The following is a 20,404-nucleotide window of genomic DNA, read 5'->3' on the forward strand; positions in this document are numbered from 1 at the left end:
GTAAGACAAGCCTGTAATAGAAAAACGTCGGAAATTACCGACGTTTTTTATTATCTTCATTCATCCTACCAACATAGTGGAGGAGGGTGAATGCAAGTATATTCCCATATCAATAGGTGTCTAACAGTATCAAAGACAAGATTTATTGATATAATGAAAGATAAGGGATATGTCTAAACGGGGGTGGCGTTATGTTCGAGGGGAAATGCTTAATTGTAGAAGGCCGTTCGGATAAGCTTCAAATTGAACCTATTTTAAATGAACATGTTAAAATACTTTGCACGAATGGTACAATTGGTGTGCATCAATTAGAAGAGTTACTCGATCCATATGAAGGCTGTGAGCTTTATACATTTTTTGATGCAGATACATCGGGTGATAAGCTACGAGCATTAATGGACAGACATTATCCAGAGGCTGAGCATTTACGTACAATGCCAACATATAAGGAAGTTGAGACAACTCCGAGGAAGGTGCTAGCTGCGATTTTGCTTCGTGCACATTTCTCAATCCATAATGAATATATTTTGTAAGGTTGCGTGAAAAAAGATGGAAGAATGGTCAAAAGAGCAGTGGGACGCGGCTATCCAGTCTGGTGAAAAAGCTGCTTTTTATTTATATACGCCAATGTGTGGAACGTGTGTAGTTGCATCGAAAATGATGTCGGTTGTAGAGCAATTGCTGCCACAGCTACAGGTTGGTAAAGCGAATATTAATTTTATCGAGCAAATCGCTTATGAGAATAAAATTGAAAGTGTACCGTGTTTACTTGTATGTGAAGGCGGAAAAGTGACGGAAAAGGTTTATGCCTTTCAATCCGTACCATATTTATACGAATTGTTAAAAAAATCAATTGACTGAACTTTACTCACGTGGTAAAGTACGAATATACTAAAAAATATAAATATATCGAACTCTTATAAAGAGCGGCGGAGGGAAGTGCCCTATGAAGCCCGGCAACCAACACTAAGTGAAAAGGTGCCAAATCACCCAAAGATTTTATCTTTGACAGATGAGAGAACGGTTTAGCGTATAAGTTACGTGACCCCTTCTACTTGTCTATAAGTGAAGGGGTTTTTTTATATGAGAAAAGGAGAATTCGCTATGATCAATCTTCAAAATATTACGAAGAAATACAAAACCTCGAATGGCGAATTAACAGCAGTTAAAGACGTCAACCTTTCTATTAATAAAGGTGAAATTTTTGGCATTATCGGTTACAGTGGCGCTGGTAAAAGTACAATGATTCGCTTGTTAAACGGTTTAGAAAAGCCTACATCTGGTACGGTAACGGTTAACAATCAAGAATTTTCATCCATAAAGGGGCAAAAGCTCAGAGATGCTAGACAAAAGGTCAGTATGATTTTCCAACATTTCAATTTACTTTGGTCTAGAACTGTTGCGGAAAACATCGCTTTTCCACTAGAAATCGCTGGTGTTCCAAAGGCAAAACGTGAGGTCCGTGTGAAAGAATTAATCACACTAGTTGGCTTAGATGGACGCGCTAATGCGTATCCATCACAACTATCAGGGGGGCAAAAGCAACGTGTAGGCATCGCTCGTGCACTTGCTAATAATCCAGAAGTATTGTTATGTGATGAGGCAACATCCGCACTGGATCCGGAGACAACAGATGCTATCCTAGATTTACTTGTCGATATTAATGAACGATTAGGTTTAACGATTGTGCTAATCACACATGAAATGCACGTTATTCGCAAAATTTGCCATCGTGTAGCGGTTATGGAAGCTGGAGAAATTGTAGAACGTGGTGAAGTATTACAAGTATTCCAAGCTCCACAAGCGGCCATTACAAAAAAATTCGTTTCTCAAATTACGGATACGAAGGAAACACAGGAAACTGTGGTACAAATTAAAGCAAATTACCCTGATGGACAACTTGTTAAGTTAATATTTGTAGGAGAAAAAACAGAGCAGCCTGTTATTTCACATCTTGTAAAACAATTTGATGTAGAAGTAAGTATAGTACATGGTAATATTTCGCAAACGAAAAATGGCGCGTACGGTACACTTATTGTGCAAATTGAAGGCACAGAGGCGAATGTTGCAGCTGCACTTAGCTACTTGCATACAGTCGAAGTACAAACGGAGGTGATTGCCAATGCTAACTAGTCTCTTTCCGAATGTCGACTGGGAAAAAATGTGGGAAGCTACGTATGAAACATTGTACATGACCACAATTTCTACGGTGATTACATTTATACTTGGATTAGTAATTGGGATCTTACTATTCTTATCAAGTCCAAACCAACTATGGGCCAATAAACTGGTGAACTTTTTAACAGGCTCAATCGTTAACATTTTCCGTTCGATTCCATTTATCGTATTAATTATTTTATTAATTCCGTTTACGAAATTTTTACTCGGCACAATTCGTGGCGCAGATGCGGCTTTACCGGCACTAATTATCGGAGCTGCGCCATTTTATGCACGGATGGTATTAATTGCCTTACGTGAAATTGATAGAGGTGTTATTGAAGCAGCTCGTTCAATGGGTGCCAAAACGTCAACGATTATTTGGAAAGTATTAATTCCAGAATCGTTACCAGCGCTTATTTCTGGTATTACTGTAACGGCTGTAGCACTTGTTGGCTATACTGCGATGGCAGGTATTATCGGTGCAGGTGGTCTAGGAAACTTAGCATTCTTAGATGGTTTCCAACGTAATCGCCAAGATGTAACTTTAATGGCGACTATATTAATCTTAATAGTAGTATTTATTATTCAATGGATTGGCGACATGATAACAGCCAAAACAGATAAACGCTAAAAAGGCAAAGCTCGACATCAAAGAGGTTATTTCGGTTTTATACCGCTAACATACTTTAATAAGGGAAAAGGAAGTGCAATAAAATGAAAAAATTATTAGCAGGATTATTTTTATCGGTATTAGTGCTAGCTTTAGCTGCTTGTGGTGCTGGTAAAAAAGAAGATACAAACTCAAACGCATCATCTGGTGATAAATCAGACAATAAAGAAAATGTAACATTAACAATAGGTGCTTCTAATACGCCTCATGCGGTTATTTTGGAAAAAGCAAAACCAATTTTAGCTAAAGAAGGTATCGATCTTGAAATTGAAACGTATCAAGACTATGTATTACCAAACAAACATTTAGAATCAGGTGAACTTGATGCAAACTATTTCCAACACCTACCTTTCTTAGAGCTTAGCATGAAAGAAAACGGCTATGACTTTGTAAATGCGGGTGCCATTCACATTGAACCAATCGGAATATACTCTAAAAAATATAAATCTCTTGAGGATCTACCAAAAGGTGCAACAATTTTACTTTCTAGCTCCGTTTCAGACCACGGTCGTATGCTTTCATTGTTAGAAGCTAAGGGCTTAATTAAATTAAAAGATGGTGTTGATAAAACAGCAGCAGAAATAAAAGATATCGCAGAAAACCCTAAAAACTTCAAATTCGATGCAAATACAGCGCCTGAAATGCTTGTACAAATGTATGAAAATAATGAAGGAGATGCGGTTCTGATCAACTCGAACTTTGCAATCGATAACGGCATAAATCCATTGAAAGATGCAATTTCTCTTGAAGATAAAGAATCTCCTTATGTAAATATTGTCGCTGTACGTGCTGGTGATGAAACAAAACCAGAAATTAAAAAATTAATAGAAGTATTAAAATCTAAAGAAATCCAAGACTTCATTATTGAAGAATGGAAAGGCTCAGTTGTACCAGTTAAATAATTTAAAATTTATTGAAAAGGGTATGTAAGAATAAAACTTACATACTCTTTCTTCTTGTTATAAAAAGGATAGCTGTTGTCAGAAAAATACAACTTTTCATCAAAAGAGGTATTACTCTGTAGTTTATAGCAAAAATATAATAATATTTTAAAAGTGACCGATTTACCAAAAATTTTGTATAGAAATTGTTTAGTCATCTTTATTACTATAGTTGTTGTGTTTAAAATCAATAGAATGATAGAAAAATAATGAAGAAGAATAAAATGCTTCTTCCATCAACTGGAGTGAACATTAATGAATAAATTAATCATTGCAGAAGACCTTATGCAGGAACATGAGGTAAAGGGTTATTTTGAAATTTTGCGTGAGAGTGTTATTCGCTCACGTTTAACAATGACCGCAGTCTTTTTTAAAGTTGCGAATTCCTCCCAAGGAACTGATATAGATCATCAAGTAAATCATCAAATTTCAGCTTTTCTAAAATCAAAAATACGAAAAACAGATTTACTTTTCCAACTAGCAGATGGCATGCATTGGGGAATATTTTTTCTGCAAAGTAGTGAGGTAGAGGTAAAGGCGTTTTTAAAACGGATATTCGCAATTCTAACGCAAGAAAGGGAATTTCAACAAATAGCGTTAAAAGCTTCCGTTACTGAAATAAGAAATAATAATGTTGACTTTGAAACATTGTTAGATAAAAATAAGCACAAACTAGCAGATGACGAACAGCCGATTTGGTCAGTCGAACAGGTTACAGATTATCGTGTACAACCAATGGAGCAAGTAAAGGTTAGCATTATTGAACAAAATGAAATCTTTAGAAAAGTACTAGAAACGACACTCGAAAATTTAGACATTCCTCATTATACTTTAGACGTGTCAACCTATGAAGATGGTTATACTTTCTTACAGTCCGATAACTATAAAACCGGTCATATGCATTTAGTTGTGATGAACGATATTTTGCCACGTAAAAATGGCTTAGAAATTTTGCACATTTTGCGAGAAATGCCGAATGAGAAAAAGTTCATCATTTATATGATGTCAGAACGAAATTCAGAGGGTGCGACTCTTAATGCTTATGAAGGTGGCGTCGATGAATATATCGTAAAACCATTTAATTTGCGTTTGTTAGAAGCAAAAATTAAGCATACTTTCGCGAGGTTCTGGCTATGATCCAGCTGTCAATTCCTTTTCTTTTAACGGTCAGCGGTATTTTATTAGTAGTTCTATTTTTATTTACGATCTATATACTTGTTCAGCGCAAGCGGGAGATGCGTTTTGCAGAAGTGCGTGATGCTTTTTTACAGAAATCTTCACAGCATTGGTACAACTATTTAATCAATGATGAAATTTTCTCTTTAGCGCTTGTACCCCAAGGAAAAGCTCAAGTAGCGGCTATAGAAATAATCTTTTCATCTTATTTGAAAAATATAATCAATGAAAAAGTTGAACATAAAATAAAAGAGTTTTCTAATCTCTATTTAAAAGAGTTTTATGAAAAGGATTTGTCCAGTAAACGATGGAGCATTAGGATGAATGCTTTATATCATATTGCTGATTTACAGATAGAGGATTTATTAGAGACATGTCTACAATTTGAAAAGACCAAAATTTCGGAGGAAGAATATTTTCAACTGTTAAAAATATACTCTCTCTTCCAACCAGAATTATTTATCGAAAAAATTAAAGAATCAAGCGTTCATTATTCTGAAAGCGAATATAGAAGAGTATTTGTATTGTTAGAGGATGACGTATTTATTCGATTATTCGAAGACTTTGATAGCTGGACAACCAATATCCAATTTGCTGCAATTGATACGGCAGCTGTCAAAAGAAATATGCAATATATTGATCAGTTAAAACAGCTATTAACACATGAGGTTCCAGAAATACAAATAAGAGCATTAAAGGGTCTTTATGAAATTGGTATAATTGATGAAATTGATCCTTATGTTCCATTTGTGACATCAGATATGTGGGAAATAAGATTAATGGTTACGAAAATCTTTAAGCATGTACCACTAAACTATACCTATGCTTATTTAGAACAGCTTCTTCAAGATGAAAATTGGTGGGTTCGCTCACAGGCTGCTAAAACAATTGTAGAAAATAAAGAAGGAATTGATAAATTACAGCAATTTATGGAATCTTCAAATGACCCATATGCAATTGAAATGGCACAGGAAACAATAGTTAGAAAGCGAGGGAACACATGAAAGTATTTTTAGATTTTTGTATGTGGTTCTTTGGTGGATTTATTCTGTTTTATATGCTATTTGTTATTGTTTCATATTGCGCAATGTTTGTTATTGCTATGCTAGCTATGCGAAAACGCTATAAATTAGATCCCTCAGAGTATGATGATGCACATGCAGATGCCTTTTACTCAAAACCAGTATCCTTATTAGTCCCTGCTTACAATGAAGAGATTGGGGTTGTAGACACAGTCTATTCATTGTTGAATTTACGATATCCACAAACGGAAATTATCATTATTAACGACGGGTCGACTGACTCTACACTACAAACCGTAATCAAGCATTTCCGAATGAAGCCCGTTGATAAGATTGTTCGTGCAAATATCCCTACAAAACAAGTTAAACAAATTTATGAATCAGAAATCTATAAGAATTGTATTTTAGTAGACAAAGAAAATGGTGGTAAGGCAGATGCATTGAATGTTGGTATTAATGTATCTCAATATCCATACTTCTGCTCTATTGATGGTGATTCAATCTTAGATGAAAAATCATTGCTTCGTGTGATGAAGCCGATTATTTTATCAGACGGTGAAGTGATTGCGGCAGGAGGAAATATCCGAATAGCCAATGGAGCGAAAATGCAGCTTGGTTCCGTTACTGAAACACACTTACCAAATAATTACTTAGTCATCATGCAAATAATAGAATATGCGCGAGCCTTTTTAATGGGGCGAATCGCTTTAAGTAAATACAATCTTGTGCTTATTATTTCGGGAGCATTTAGTGTATTTTCGAAGGAATGGGCTGTAGAAGCGGGTGGTTATTCAACGAATATTATTGGAGAAGACATGGAGCTTGTCGTGAATATTCACCGTTTAATAAGAAAGAAAAAAGAAAAGAAACGTATAGAATTTGTTCCAGACCCTGTGTGCTGGACTGAAGCGCCTCAGACATTAGGCGTTTTACGAAACCAACGTAGACGTTGGCATCAAGGATTATTTGAAAGCCTTTGGAAGCATAAGACGATGACGTTGAATCCTAAGTATGGCTTAATAGGTTTGCTTTCATTTCCATATTTTTGGCTAGTAGAATGCCTAGGGCCACTTGTTGAGCTAGGTGGTTATATTTATATCGTAGTGGCATTTTTCTTAGGGAAAATCTATTATGAAGTAGCTATAATCCTGTTACTGCTTTTCGTCATTTATGGCGTAATTTTTTCAATAGCCGCGATATTATTCGAAGCATGGATCTTGAATACTTATCCGAAACCGAGAGAGCTACTACGTATGATACTTTTAGCATTTACTGAAATTTTCTGGTATCGACCACTCACTCTTTTTTGGCGCTGTGAGGGATTAATTCGATTCGTCTTAAGAAGAAGCGATTGGGGTAATATGAAACGTGTCGGCATAGGTGAAAAGGAGAAGAATGTATGAAACGTATATATATGGGGATTATAGTCTTTCTAATTCTCATCATCACACCTATAGCATGGTGGTATTTAAGCGATGAAAAACCGCTGAACGTTGCGATTCTAGATAAGACAGTTCCGAATGAATCCTATCGAGAGCATTTAGGTGTGAACTGGTTTTTAAACCATTATAAATACACAATCGATGATCATCCGTATGATGTACAAAAAAATTACTATGGTACGCTTCCGAATGATAAAACGAAGAAAGTGTCAGAAAAAAAGTTTCCGACTGACTATAGTAATTACGATGTTATTTATTTAGCAGATACGTATGGGGTTTATAAGGATGATTTAAATGAAAAAAAGCGCTTAGGTAAACGCTCAGAAAAAATTGTTGGCGGCTTGGAAATGGATGAATGGCAGTCTATAGTAAATCGTTTAGCAAGCAACAAGAAAAGTATGTTGATTGCTGAATACAATACATTTGCGTCACCAACGTCAGTGGAAGTTAGAAAAGAGCTACAAGATTATTTAGGAATTTCATGGTCTGGATGGATTGGACGATATTTTGACGAGCTTGATTATCATAAAAATACAGAAATTCCACAATGGGTCATAGATGAACATGGTGATAAGTGGCCATACAAGGGCGGAGGCTTTCTTCTATTTAATGAAATAACAGAAAAACTCATTGTGCTAGAATTGGACAAGCATGTAAACACAGAAGGCATTCAGGTGCAATTTACTGAAGAAGGGGAAAAATTCTTTAATACCTCCGCTCGTGCAGAGTATGGTTATTGGTTTGATATAATAACACCTAAATATGCAGAGGATGCTCTCGCTAATTATGAATGGGACCTAACAAAAGAAGGGGAAAAATTATTAGAGGCTAACGATATTCCACAGCAATTTGCGGCAATCGTTTCACAGGATAAACGCAACACAACGAGCTATTATTTTGCTGGAGACTTTAATGATATGTCACGGGTACCGAACCTTTACAAAATAAAAGGATTGCCGACCATTTATAAATATGCTGAGAAGTACGCAGATAGTTCATTTTATTGGTCGATCTATGTACCGGCCATGCATAAAATTTTTGAAACGTTTGAGCAAAAAGAAGTTCAAGAAAACGTTAATCATGACAAATTAAATTATAACGCACGTATTAAGGGCGAGTCATTTGAAGTCTTACGTGATGGGAAATGGGAGCCACTAGTCTTTAAAGGCGTTAATATCGGTATGGGTAAACCAGGAGCATTCCCTGGCGAGGCTGCTATTACGGAAGAAGAGTACTATCGATGGTTCCGTCAAATTGCTGAGATGAATTCCAATACGATTCGTGTCTATACATTACACCCGCCAGGTTTTTATAGGGCACTGGCAAAATACAATGAAGAAAATCCAGATAAACCACTGTATGTATTGCATGGTGTATGGATTAATGAGGAAGGCTTGGTTGATTCACTAGATGCCTATGATGAAGCTACCTTAAAGGATTTTCAACTTGAAATGAAGCGAATGGTGGACGTTATCCACGGTAATACTTATGTGAAGCCAGTAACAGGACATGCCTCAGGTTTATATGATGTGGACGTTTCAAAATATATAATAGGCTGGGTGCTTGGAATCGAATGGTATCCGCATATGGTTGTTGGTACGAACGAAAAACATGCAAATATAGGCGAATATAATGGGAAGTATTTTGAAACGAAAAATGCTGCACCATTTGAGCATTGGTTAGCGGAGCAAATGGATCTTATTACTGTTTATGAGAAGGACAAATATAATTGGATCCGTCCTATGAGTTTCACAAACTGGGTAACAACTGACTTATTAGACCATCCATCTGAGCCTTCTGAGGATGAGGATTTAGTAGGCGTAAATCCAAATGTCATCTATACGAAGGGTGAGATGCAGACACCGGGTCAGTTTGCTTCCTATCATGTTTATCCATATTACCCTGACTTCTTTAACTTCGACCAAAAATATTTGAATTATAAAGATTTCCGGGGCAATAAAAATAGTTATGCAGGATATTTAAAAGAATTACATGAAGCTCATAATATGCCTGTTCTTATTGCGGAATTTGGAATACCTGCAGCTCGTGGTATGACACATGAAAATGTTTATGGCTGGAATCAGGGCCATATGTCCGAACAGCAGCAAGGTGAAACGCTTCAACATTTATATGAAGATATTATGCATGAAGGCTTGCTCGGAGGTCTTGTCTTTACATGGCAAGATGAGTGGTTTAAGCGGACTTGGAATACGATGGATTATGATGATCCAAATCGTCGACCATTTTGGTCTAATGCACAAACGAATGAACAGCAATTTGGCGTACTTAGCTTTGATAAATTAAAAGTAAAAGTAGACGGCGATACAAAGGAGTGGAAAGGTACACAGCTGTACAATACCTCACCTTCTGACTCAACAGATTTTGCTGTCGATTATGATGAAAGATATTTGTATCTCAAATTAAAAAGTGATGTTTTAGAAAAAGCCTCACCTCGTATTTTACTAGATGTAGTACCAAATCAAGGGAATACTTCAGCAACATCAATAAAAGATATGACGTTTTCAAATGGCGTAGATTTTATTGTGGAATTAAATAAAAGTGGAGACTCGCGAGTAGTCATTGATGAATACTATGATTTTTATGATTATTTTTACGGTCATAGTTTAAATATGATTCCACCTCGTATGGCAGTTCCTACAAAAAATAGTGGTAAGTTTTCACCGATTTATTATGTGTTAAATAAACAGCTGTACTTACCAGAGCAAAATAGGACTACCGATTTTAGTTCTTATGAAACAGGGAAGCTACTTCAAGGGAATGCCAATCCAAAAGCAAAAGATTATAATTCGTTAGTAGACTACACGTGGACGGATGATAATGTCATTGAGCTACGAATTCCTTGGCTACTGATTCAAGCAAAAGATCCAAGCCAGCGTGAGTTTATGGGCGATTTATATAAAGATGGAGGGACAGCTTCGACGAAAGTCGATAATATTTATATTGGTGCTGTCTTTGTAGATAAAGAGGGCAAGGTTGTGAAATCTTTACCAGAGACAAAAGACCAAGTCTTACCGGCACTCTCAGCTTATTCTTGGGAACCATGGCAAACGCCTAAGTCTGAAGAGCGTTTAAAACAATCATATTATATTTTGCAAAAATTATTTAAAGCGTATTAAAAGGAAGAAGCTTAGGATAGGTGTGGTATAACCTATTCTAAGCTTTTTTATTATCCGACAGAAAATAAAGAAAAGTTTTGCAATTCCGCCTATTCTCCGAACTGTATATTCTCTCGATTGTTTATGTTAAATTACTAATAATACATTCGAGAAAGACAGTTGTTTTTTTAAGGAGGACAATGAAGTGAAGTTTAAATTTGGTCTATTGGCAAAAATTATTGTCGCTATTTTGTTAGCGGTAATACTTGGAGGTTTTATGCCGGAGCCATTTGTACGTATATTTGCAACATTTAATGGTTTATTCGGTAATTTTTTAAATTTCGTAGTACCACTTATTATTATTGCATTTATTGCTCCGGGCATTGCTCAGCTTGGGAAAGGCTCAGGAAAATTATTAGGGTTGGCAACATTCTTTGCTTATTTCTCAACAATCATTGCAGGCATATTCGCCTTTTTTGTAGCGGGAAATGTGTTGCCCAACTTCATATCAAATGGTGCTATGGAAAGCATGAAAAACCCAGAGGAATTTTTAGCACAGGCATTCTTTAAAGTTGAAATGCCTCCATTAATGGGTGTTATGTCAGCATTAATTTTTGCATTTATAGTAGGGATTGGTATGACTGCCATCAAAGGCGATGTGATGAAACGTGGTTTTGAAGAGTTTAATGTCATCATTGAAAAAGTGATTTCATTTGTGATTATCCCACTTTTACCATTTCATATTTTCGGGATCTTCTTGAACATGACATATGGAGGTCAAGTAGCAAAAATATTATCTGTCTTCGCAATTGTCTTCGCACTTATCATTGTGATGCATTGGGTAATATTGCTAGTGCAATACATTGCTGCGGGAACTTTAAATAAGAAAAATCCACTTATGTTACTTCGAACAATGCTACCTGCGTATTTCACAGCATTAGGCACACAATCTTCAGCTGCAGCTATTCCGGTTACATTGCGACAATCACAAAAAACAGGGGCTTCAGAAAAAGTAACGAATTTTACAATCCCACTGTTTGCAACTATTCATTTATCAGGTAGTACGATTACAATCGTAACTTGTTCTTTAGGTGTTATGTTGATGAACGGTATGGATATAAGTTTTGCACAATATATCGGCTTTATATTTATGCTAGGTATTACAATGGTTGCTGCACCAGGTGTCCCAGGCGGAGGAGTCATGGCAGCGCTAGGTTTACTACAAACAATGCTCGGCTTCGATGAAACAATGGTTGCACTAATGATCGCACTGTACTTAGCACAAGATAGCTTTGGTACAGCTACAAATGTAACGGGAGATGGTGCATTAGCCATGATTGTCGACCGTTTCAACAAAGAGACTAATTCATAAAAGCTTAGTGACGGATAGAACCGCTGCAGCGACGGATAGAATAGTCGAAGTCCTGGATAGAATCATCAAAGCGGCGGAACGAACCGCCAGTGACGGATAAAATTATTTAATAATAAGCAATATGATTCATTTGGGGTCATATTGCTTTTTTGATGCGCCCGGCATGCGTCTATAGAAAAATACTGATAGATTGATCAGTCTTTAAGAACAAATTCCTATTCTATGAGGAGTAAAAATAAGAAGACATATATCCTTCTTTTTGTTTATTTCTATTTGTAGAGATTTTCGATATGGTATAACTAATTGAACGAATGGGGCTGTGTGAAATTATTAATAGTCGAAAGTTTAAGTTTTTAATCATATGTATATTAGTTATGTCACTAAATAGTGCAACTATAAAGGCAGATAGTATTACAGAAGATGAACGTTCTACATGGATTTGGAATACGTGGATGCTTGTAGATAACGAAACCAACGTATTACAATTTTTGCAAAGTAAACGAATAAACAAAGTGTATTTACAAATTGATTATGATATATCAAGAAGTGTTTATCAAAGCTTTATAGAAAAAGCCTCAGCAAAAAACATCCAAATATACGCACTTGCTGGGGAATCCAAATGGATTACAGAGAATGGCATTGAGTATCAAAATCAACTTATGAATTGGCTAGAGCTTTTTCAACGTGAAGCAACAGAGACACAACGTTTTTTAGGAATACATTTAGATATTGAGCCATATGATACAAATATTTGGTCTACAAAACGAACAGCCGCGATTCAAACCTATCAACAGTTAGTTATTCATGCGAAAAAGAAATCACAGTCATTAAAATTACCACTAGAATTAGATATACCTTTTTGGTATGACGAAATCTCATATGAGACTAAATATGGTAAAGGTATTTTATCTGAGTGGGTAATTAACTATTCAGATGGTGTGACTATAATGGCTTATCGAGATAATTCAAAGGACATTATACAAATCGTAAAAAATGAAATTGAATATGCTAAACGAATGGATAAAAAAGTCGTTGTAGGTGTTGAAACTTTGAAGTCAGAAGAGGGCAACTTTGTTAGCTTCTCAGAAGAAGGGGAAGCATATATGGATCAACAATTGAACAAAGTTCAAAAACATTTTTCAAAAAAACAGAGCTTTAATGGTATTGCAATCCACCATCTTGAAAGTTGGATGGAAATGCGACCATAATATCTTATTTACTATTAAATTAATAGAGATCAGTAATAAAAAGGCATGTTCGCTTCATTTGTTCGTTGTCATACAAGAAAAAAATCTACAACTTTCCTCAGCTTATTTGAGGAAAGTTGTAGATTTTTTTTATCAAATGTTATTTGGCGAAATTTTTAGATTGTTTAGAATTTGTTAAGTTTGTACTGTTATATTCTTTTAAAACGATTCTAATATGATATACTGTAAAATGTTAAAGAGCTCCTAACTATTTTCTAAAAAGAAAAATCCTACCATTATATTATCTCCAAAAGCACATGCACTAAAGAAAAAAATATTATGTTTTCATCTAATAGTTAACTATTTTTTAATCTTCTTACGGTAGATGTTTTGTTGCAAAAGCAATGCAGTTACAAAATACTTGTACCTCAATACAAAAAGTTCTAGAAGTAGTTATACTCATTTGATTTACTAAGTATAGTCATTGTTTTTAATGGGAAAAAATGCTTTATTTACACATATTTGGTAAGGTGTGAAATGTATTAAAAATACCTATTGACCATGATAGTTGGCTGATCACCAAAAGTAGTGGATGACAATGTGAAACGAATGCCATATGTAAATTGATAGGAGTGAGGGCTGAGCGACTCATCGGACGCTACCGGTCGAAACATAAATCAACCACACATTATGGTGATGAGCCTGATAGTTCTACAGTACAAACAAATATCATATTGAAAAATTGTAAGAGGAGCATATGATGAACACTTTAACTAAAACGATACAAAATGTAAATATTTTGAAGATGATTGATATTATACCACTTTTTGATGTGTTAAAGGCAAATATTATTCGGTCGCATATGGAATTGACAGTAATATTTTTAAAGGCAACTGTATCTGATCCCCATCAAAATAACTTGATTGAAGCTGTAGAAGAACAAATTGCTCATTTTCTTGTATCAAAGGTTCGGAATACAGATATGCTTTTTAGGTTAGAGGGAAGTTTACGATGGGGACTTTTGTTGCCACAAAATGGTGAAGAAGAAGGGAAAGCATTTTTAAATCGAATTTTTCAACTTGTAAAAAATGAGAACTTCCCTTCTGATTCAGCTTTTACATTGCAGGGAATTATTGTAGAGGTTAAAAATGATCAAGTAATGTTTGACGATTTAATAGCTAAACAGTTTGAAGTTTTTAGTCAACTATCAGAACCTTGGAAAATCGAAGTAGTGACGGACTATAATTCGCAGCCAATTAAAAGAGTGAAAGTTAGCATTTTAGAGGAAAATGTTGTTTTTGGTGAATTATTAGAATTAACACTTCAGAAAATGATAGTTGATCACTTTCAATTAGAAACAAAAGTTTTTTCAGATGGACATGAATTTTTACAGTCTGATTGGTATTTATCTGGAGATACACATATCGTCATTATGAATGATATATTGCCACGTGAAAATGGTCTCAATGTCTTGCATACATTAAGGCAAATGGCTAATCAAAAGAAATTTATTATTTATATGATGACAAATAGAAAGTCTCTGGGAGATATGATCTACGCATATGAAAGTGGCGTTGATGAGTATTTAATTAAGCCATTTGATTTAAATTTATTTCAAGCACAATTAAAGCGAACATTTGCGAGGTTATGATTATGATTGAATTATCTAATCAATTATTACTATATATTATTGTTATTCTCTTACTATTTTGTGGTATAGCTATGATTTATTTAATCTATCAGAGAAAGTATGAAGAGAGAAAAAAGCATGAGATGGAAAAGTATATTCAAAAAACAAAAATACTTTGGCAGGAGTACATTCTAGAGGACGGCCAATTTACTGATACGCTAATTCCGAAAAGTAAAATTCAAATATTAGCGGTAGAACATATATTTTTATCGTATTTAAGAAATATATCCAATCCGATTATCCAACAAAAAATCTATACTTTTGCACAGATGAATTTAAAGGAATATTACCAAAATGAGCTGAAATCCAGAAATTGGAGTAAGAAAATGAATGCAATGTACCGCATTGCTGATTTCCATATAAAAGAGCTTATCAGTACTTGCGAAGTATCAATTAATTACAACCGTTCTATAGAAGTATTTCAGCTATTAAAAATATATTCTATTCTTGAAAAAGAAAAATTTATACAAGAAATATTGCTATGTAATTATTCTTTTTCAGAAAGTGAATATAAAAAGTTATTTTCATATTTAGAAGTAGAAATGCTCCAACGATTTATGGGAAAGATAGAAGTTTTACAACAAGCAGCACAATATGCATTGATTGATACAATTTCAGCAAAAGGCAGTATGGATGTTATAGAAGGGCTTGAAGAATTATTAGCAAATGAGGATACTGAAATTCGAATTCGTACTCTTAGAGGACTTGAAAGAATTGGGGTTATCCGAGATTTAGAGACGTATATTCCATTTGTCAATTCGAAAATATGGGAAGAAAGATTAATGGTCGCAAAATTATTTAAGTATGCGCCTTTTACATATACTGTCGAGCATTTAGAAAAATTGTTACAGGATAGTAATTGGTGGGTACGATCACAAGCAGCAAGCACGATCATTGAAGATCCACGAGGTTATCAGAGATTAAAAGAATTCATTACAACAACAAATGATCAATATGCAATTGATATGGCTAATGAAGTATTAGAAAAAAGGATGCGTGCAGTATGATTATACTTGACTATTTAATGTGGTTTTTTGGTGGGGTAATCATAATTTATATGCTACTAGTTATAGTAACGTATGGGCTTATGTTTGTGTTTGCCCTTTTAAAGCTACGAAAAGAATATAGGCTTGATCAAACTGAAATGGATGATACGTATATTGATGCGTTCTATTCTAAGCCAGTGTCTGTGATCATACCCGCCTATAATGAAGAAGTAGGTATTGTGGATAGTATTCATTCTCTACTTAGTCTACACTATCCTGAATTTGAAATAATCATTGTCAATGATGGTTCTACTGATTGTACTCAAGAAATAGTTATTAAGCATTTTCAAATGAAAAAAATTGAAAAAATAATAAAGATGGAAATCCCAACAGATCCCATTATTCAAATCTATCAATCACAAATTCACCCAAATTGTTTTTTAGTAGAGAAAGAGAATGGTGGAAAGGCAGATGCTTTGAATGTAGGGATTAATGTTGCAAGATATCCATATTTTTGCTCTGTTGATGGAGATTCAATTCTGGAGAGTACATCTTTATTACGTTTAATGAAACCCATTGCCTTATCTGATGGTGCGGTAATTGCGGCAGGTGGGAATGTTCAAATTGCTAATGGAATGAATATGCACCTTGGTTCTATATTAGAAACAAACTTGTCTAAAAATTATTTAGTTACTATGCAAATTATTGAATACTTTAGAGCTTTTTTAATAGGACGAATTGCGCTAAGTAAATTTAACTTAGTTTTAATTATTTCGGGTGCATTTAGTGTATTTTCGAAAAAATGGGTAGTAGAAGCAGGTGGCTATACTAAAAGTATGATTGGTGAAGATATGGAGCTCGTTGTAAAACTACATCGATATATCCGTAAAAAGAAAGAAAATAAACGTATTGAATTTGTAGAGAACCCTGTTTGTTGGACAGAGGCACCAGAAACCATGGCCGTTTTAAGGCGACAAAGAAGAAGATGGCACCAAGGATTATTAGAAAGTTTATGGAATCATAAAACAATGACTTTAAATCCGAGATATGGTGGTATTGGGTTATTATCCTTCCCTTATTTTTGGCTCATTGAAGGCTTTGGGCCAATTATCGAACTTGGTGGATATATTTATATTATTTTTGCTTTTTTCTTAGGTGATATCTATTATGAGATAGCTATTTTACTACTTTTATCATTTGTACTTTATGGTGTTGTATTTTCAATTATGGCTGTGTTATTTGAAGCATGGAGCAAAAATAAAACGTTTAAGGTTGCTGACTTAGTACGTATGATGTTATTAAGTTTTACAGAAATTTTTTGGTATCGTCCCATTACACTCATTTGGCGCTGTGAAGGTCTTTTGAACTTTTTAGTAAGAAGACGAGAGTGGGGCAAAATGGACCGTAAAGGTATTTCAAGCAAGGAGCAAGAGTCGATATGAAGCGTATTTATTTGGGAATTATAGTAGTGATATTACTTATAGTGATACCAATAACTCTTTGGTTTGTGTCACCTAATAAACAACTGAATGTTGCAATCATTGATAAAACAGTGAAGGATGAATCATATCGAGAGCATTTAGGGGTAACTTGGCTTTTAAATTATTTGAAGTACGAACATAAAGAAGGTCGATATGATGAGTCTGGGGATTATTTTGGCACAATTCCAGATGAACAAAATAACAGTGTTTCTACTTCTAAAATGCCAAAGGATTACAAAGATTATGATGCAATCTATTTAGCAGATACGTACGGCGTCTATGAAGATGATCTTAACCCAAAGCAAGAAAGGCTTGGGGCACGTACAAAGAAAATTGTTGGTGGATTAGAATCGCAAGAATGGGATGCTATGATGAAACGTCTCACTAGTGCAGACAATAGTTTATTTATAGCAGAATTTAACTCTATTGCATCACCGACGTCTCCTGAAGTGCGAAATCAAGTGCTAGATTATTTGGAAATAGATTGGTCTGGTTGGATTGGTCGCTATTTCGAAGAATTAGACTATAAAAAAAATAATGAAATTCCACAATGGGTTGTTGATAAATTTAAGGATGACTGGAAATATGAAGGTGGCGGCTTCATATTAGTGAATGACTTTACAGATGAGGTTTTTGTTTTAGAATTAAATAAACATATTGATAAAGAAGGCATTTATCTTAACTTCACTGAAGCAGGACAAAAGTTCTTGAATGTTTCATCAAACCCACGATATGATTACTGGTTTGATATTGTTTCCGCGAAAAATGAGCAAGATGTTTTAGCGAATTATGAGTGGAGTTTAACTGATGAAGGTGAAAAATTATTAAAAGAGCATGATGTTCCTCTTTCATTCGCAGCAGTTGTTTCAGGTGAACAGAAAAATACTACAAAATATTATTTTGCAGGCGATTTTAATGATATTAATAAAGTACCATCTTTCTATAAAATGAAGGGGCTGGCATCAGTCTATAAAGTTTTACAAAAATTTTCTGATGATGATTTTTATTGGTCAGCATATGTACCGATGATGAAGTCTATTTTGGAAGAGTTCGAGAAAAAAGAAGTTAAGAAGAAATCTGTCAGTTCAGCAACAAATAATTTAAGTTATAATGCACGTATTAATGATCAAAAATTTGAGATTTTAAAAGATGGAAAATGGGAAGCTATCACCCTCAAAGGTGTTAATATGGGGATGGGAAAACCAGGTTATTTCCCTGGAGAGGCGGCCATTACGGAGGATGAATATTATCGTTGGTTCCAGCAGATTGGTAAAATGAATGCCAATACAATCCGAGTCTATACGTTACATCCACCTGGCTTTTACAGAGCTTTAAAAAGATATAATGAAGAAGCAGAAAACCCTTTATATGTACTACATGGAGTGTGGATTGAAGAAGAAGGTTTAGAGAAAACTTTAGATGCTTATGATCCTGCAACGCTTGAGAATTTCCGAGCAGAAATGAAAACCCTTGTAGATGTTATTCACGGTAATAAATATGTAGAGCACGTAGTAGGTCATGCATCTGGTTATTATGATACGGATGTTTCACAGTATATAATCGGTTGGGTTATTGGAATCGAATGGTACCCTCATATGGTGAACGGAACAAATAAAAAGCATGCTACTATTGGACAGTATAATGGTGTTTATTTCGAAACAAAAGATGCTTCCCCATTTGAATATTGGGTTGCAGAACAAATGGATTATATTACACAATATGAACAAAATAATTATGGCTGGATGCACCCTATGAGCTTTTCAAACTGGGTTACAACAGATCTATTAGATCATCCATCTGAGCCGAATACAGATGAAGATATTGCAAGTGTTAATCCGAATGTCATTTATACAAAAGGGTTAGCGAAACAAACAGGCCAATTTGCATCGTACCATGTGTATCCATACTATCCAGATTTCTTTAACTATGATCAAAAATACTTGTCGTATGTGGATCATCGTGGAGAAAAAAATAGTTATGCAGCTTATTTAGCAGACTTACACGCTGCACATCGTATGCCGATATTAATCGCTGAGTTTGGAATCCCTGGTTCACGTGGTTTAACCCATGATAATCCGTATGGCTGGACTCAGGGGTTTGTATCAGAGCAAGAACAAGGTGAAATATTAACCCATCTGTTTGAGGATATTATGGCAGAGGATTTACTTGGTGGATTAGTATTTACCTGGCAAGATGAGTGGTTTAAACGTACATGGAATACGATGGATTATGATAATCCAAACCAACGCCCTTATTGGTCTAATGCGCAAACAAATGAACAACAATTTGGTTTGCTAAGCTTTGATCGGCATAAGGTACAGGTTGACGGAGATATATCAGAATGGAAAGCTCCACTCTTATATGAACAACAAAAAAACAAGCCTTCAATGAGCGTTGATTATGATGAAAGATACTTGTACCTCCAATTAAATGGAGATTTACTCAAGAAAACATCTTCTACTCAAATTCTTTTAGATGTTATTCCGAATCAAGGAAAAACAGTAAAATCAGATTTGAAAGAAGTAACGTTCAAAAATGGCATTGAGTTTGTTGTCGAGCTTAATAAGAATAAGGAGTCACGTATGGTCATCGATCCTTATTATGATTTCTATTCTTATTTATATGGACATGAATTAAAGCTTATCGACATTCCACCTTCAAATGTTATGAAAAAGAACACTACGTTCAGTCCGATTTACTATGCTTTAAATAAAGAGCTATACTTGCCGGAACAGGATATAGCTGTACCTTTTTCAGAATATGAAACTGGAAAATTAATAGAGGGAAATGGTAATCCGAAGGCAAAGGATTATAATTCTCTTGTTGATTATAATTGGAGCGATAAAGGAACTATAGAATTACGTATTCCTTGGTTACTTCTTCAATCAAAGGATCCTAGTCATAAAGAATTTATAGGGGATTTTTATAAAGAAAACGGAGAAACATCAGTTTTTGTAGATAAAATAAATATAGGTGCATTATTTCTTAATGATATGCATGAGGTTGTGTCTTCATTGCCAGAGATTGAAAAAGGTGTACTTAATCAATTGCATAGTTTTACATGGGATAATTGGACAATACCTAAAACTGAAGAACGGTTAAAAAAATCCTATGGAATTATGAAAGAAACATTTAAGAAATATGAATAATGTTTTAAAGGA

General features: G+C 34.8%; 15 protein-coding genes and 1 riboswitch. All 15 genes read left to right on the forward strand.

The genetic code is table 11. The annotated features are described in order from the left end of the window. Positions 1 to 191: 191 nt before the first annotated feature. Complete coding sequence (locus ACQKMI_RS19995) at positions 192 to 533, forward strand: toprim domain-containing protein (RefSeq protein WP_079561464.1); 342 nt, start codon at positions 192 to 194, stop codon at positions 531 to 533. Between the two features lie 16 nt (positions 534 to 549). Next, the gene (locus tag ACQKMI_RS20000) at positions 550 to 861 is read left to right on the forward strand and encodes a thioredoxin family protein (RefSeq protein WP_427491756.1); all 312 of its coding nucleotides are present in this window, start codon (positions 550 to 552) and stop codon (positions 859 to 861) included. Between the two features lie 53 nt (positions 862 to 914). Further along, positions 915 to 1,019: riboswitch (SAM riboswitch) on the forward strand. 85 nt (positions 1,020 to 1,104) lie between these two features. After that, positions 1,105 to 2,133, forward strand: a complete 1,029-nt coding sequence (locus ACQKMI_RS20005) for a methionine ABC transporter ATP-binding protein (protein WP_427491758.1) — start codon at positions 1,105 to 1,107, stop codon at positions 2,131 to 2,133. After that, complete coding sequence (locus tag ACQKMI_RS20010; RefSeq protein ID WP_427491760.1) at positions 2,123 to 2,791, forward strand: methionine ABC transporter permease; 669 nt, start codon at positions 2,123 to 2,125, stop codon at positions 2,789 to 2,791. Before ACQKMI_RS20005 ends, ACQKMI_RS20010 begins: the two co-directional genes overlap by 11 nt. A gap of 83 nt (positions 2,792 to 2,874) precedes the next feature. Beyond that, entirely contained in the window at positions 2,875 to 3,732 is an 858-nt protein-coding gene (locus ACQKMI_RS20015; protein ID WP_427491762.1) for a MetQ/NlpA family ABC transporter substrate-binding protein, read from the forward strand. 294 nt (positions 3,733 to 4,026) lie between these two features. Continuing rightward, on the forward strand, positions 4,027 to 4,908 hold the full coding sequence (locus tag ACQKMI_RS20020) for a response regulator (protein ID WP_427491764.1): 882 nt from the start codon (positions 4,027 to 4,029) through the stop codon (positions 4,906 to 4,908). Then, positions 4,905 to 5,951, forward strand: coding sequence for a HEAT repeat domain-containing protein (locus tag ACQKMI_RS20025; RefSeq protein ID WP_427491766.1), 1,047 nt, complete (start codon positions 4,905 to 4,907; stop codon positions 5,949 to 5,951). Before ACQKMI_RS20020 ends, ACQKMI_RS20025 begins: the two co-directional genes overlap by 4 nt. After that, complete coding sequence (locus ACQKMI_RS20030; protein WP_427491768.1) at positions 5,948 to 7,372, forward strand: glycosyltransferase family 2 protein; 1,425 nt, start codon at positions 5,948 to 5,950, stop codon at positions 7,370 to 7,372. Before ACQKMI_RS20025 ends, ACQKMI_RS20030 begins: the two co-directional genes overlap by 4 nt. Then, on the forward strand, positions 7,369 to 10,548 hold the full coding sequence (locus ACQKMI_RS20035; protein ID WP_427491769.1) for a hypothetical protein: 3,180 nt from the start codon (positions 7,369 to 7,371) through the stop codon (positions 10,546 to 10,548). The genes ACQKMI_RS20030 and ACQKMI_RS20035 overlap by 4 nt, the downstream gene beginning before the upstream one ends. Before the next feature lie 184 nt (positions 10,549 to 10,732). Next, entirely contained in the window at positions 10,733 to 11,899 is a 1,167-nt protein-coding gene (locus ACQKMI_RS20040; RefSeq protein WP_427491771.1) for a dicarboxylate/amino acid:cation symporter, read from the forward strand. Positions 11,900 to 12,273: 374 nt separating this feature from the next. After that, entirely contained in the window at positions 12,274 to 13,107 is an 834-nt protein-coding gene (locus tag ACQKMI_RS20045; RefSeq protein WP_427491773.1) for an amidase, read from the forward strand. A gap of 739 nt (positions 13,108 to 13,846) precedes the next feature. Next, positions 13,847 to 14,737 (forward strand): response regulator, encoded by an 891-nt coding sequence (locus ACQKMI_RS20050; RefSeq protein ID WP_427491775.1) that lies wholly within the window; start codon positions 13,847 to 13,849, stop codon positions 14,735 to 14,737. Positions 14,738 to 14,739: 2 nt separating this feature from the next. Next, positions 14,740 to 15,783 (forward strand): HEAT repeat domain-containing protein, encoded by a 1,044-nt coding sequence (locus tag ACQKMI_RS20055; RefSeq protein ID WP_427491777.1) that lies wholly within the window; start codon positions 14,740 to 14,742, stop codon positions 15,781 to 15,783. Beyond that, positions 15,780 to 17,204: a glycosyltransferase family 2 protein gene (locus tag ACQKMI_RS20060; protein ID WP_427491778.1), complete on the forward strand. Its 1,425-nt coding sequence runs from the start codon at positions 15,780 to 15,782 to the stop codon at positions 17,202 to 17,204. The genes ACQKMI_RS20055 and ACQKMI_RS20060 overlap by 4 nt, the downstream gene beginning before the upstream one ends. Then, positions 17,201 to 20,392 (forward strand): hypothetical protein, encoded by a 3,192-nt coding sequence (locus tag ACQKMI_RS20065; protein WP_427491780.1) that lies wholly within the window; start codon positions 17,201 to 17,203, stop codon positions 20,390 to 20,392. The genes ACQKMI_RS20060 and ACQKMI_RS20065 overlap by 4 nt, the downstream gene beginning before the upstream one ends. The last annotated feature ends 12 nt before the right edge of the window (positions 20,393 to 20,404 follow it).

The organism is Lysinibacillus sp. NPDC097214, assembly GCF_050277945.1.
Classification (GTDB): domain Bacteria; phylum Bacillota; class Bacilli; order Bacillales_A; family Planococcaceae; genus Lysinibacillus; species Lysinibacillus xylanilyticus_B.

What these genes read in the sequence shown, in the direction of transcription:
- ACQKMI_RS20065 (WP_427491780.1), top strand. Translation starts at nt 17,201, where the DNA reads ATGAAGCGTATTTATTTGGGAATTATAGTAGTGATATTACTTATAGTG.
- ACQKMI_RS20055 (WP_427491777.1), top strand. Translation starts at nt 14,740, where the DNA reads ATGATTGAATTATCTAATCAATTATTACTATATATTATTGTTATTCTC.
- ACQKMI_RS20030 (WP_427491768.1), top strand. Translation starts at nt 5,948, where the DNA reads ATGAAAGTATTTTTAGATTTTTGTATGTGGTTCTTTGGTGGATTTATT.
- ACQKMI_RS20025 (WP_427491766.1), top strand. Translation starts at nt 4,905, where the DNA reads ATGATCCAGCTGTCAATTCCTTTTCTTTTAACGGTCAGCGGTATTTTA.
- ACQKMI_RS20045 (WP_427491773.1), top strand. Translation starts at nt 12,274, where the DNA reads ATGTCACTAAATAGTGCAACTATAAAGGCAGATAGTATTACAGAAGAT.
- ACQKMI_RS20020 (WP_427491764.1), top strand. Translation starts at nt 4,027, where the DNA reads ATGAATAAATTAATCATTGCAGAAGACCTTATGCAGGAACATGAGGTA.
- ACQKMI_RS20015 (WP_427491762.1), top strand. Translation starts at nt 2,875, where the DNA reads ATGAAAAAATTATTAGCAGGATTATTTTTATCGGTATTAGTGCTAGCT.
- ACQKMI_RS20005 (WP_427491758.1), top strand. Translation starts at nt 1,105, where the DNA reads ATGATCAATCTTCAAAATATTACGAAGAAATACAAAACCTCGAATGGC.
- ACQKMI_RS20050 (WP_427491775.1), top strand. Translation starts at nt 13,847, where the DNA reads ATGAACACTTTAACTAAAACGATACAAAATGTAAATATTTTGAAGATG.
- ACQKMI_RS20010 (WP_427491760.1), top strand. Translation starts at nt 2,123, where the DNA reads ATGCTAACTAGTCTCTTTCCGAATGTCGACTGGGAAAAAATGTGGGAA.
- ACQKMI_RS20035 (WP_427491769.1), top strand. Translation starts at nt 7,369, where the DNA reads ATGAAACGTATATATATGGGGATTATAGTCTTTCTAATTCTCATCATC.
- ACQKMI_RS19995 (WP_079561464.1), top strand. Translation starts at nt 192, where the DNA reads ATGTTCGAGGGGAAATGCTTAATTGTAGAAGGCCGTTCGGATAAGCTT.
- ACQKMI_RS20000 (WP_427491756.1), top strand. Translation starts at nt 550, where the DNA reads ATGGAAGAATGGTCAAAAGAGCAGTGGGACGCGGCTATCCAGTCTGGT.
- ACQKMI_RS20060 (WP_427491778.1), top strand. Translation starts at nt 15,780, where the DNA reads ATGATTATACTTGACTATTTAATGTGGTTTTTTGGTGGGGTAATCATA.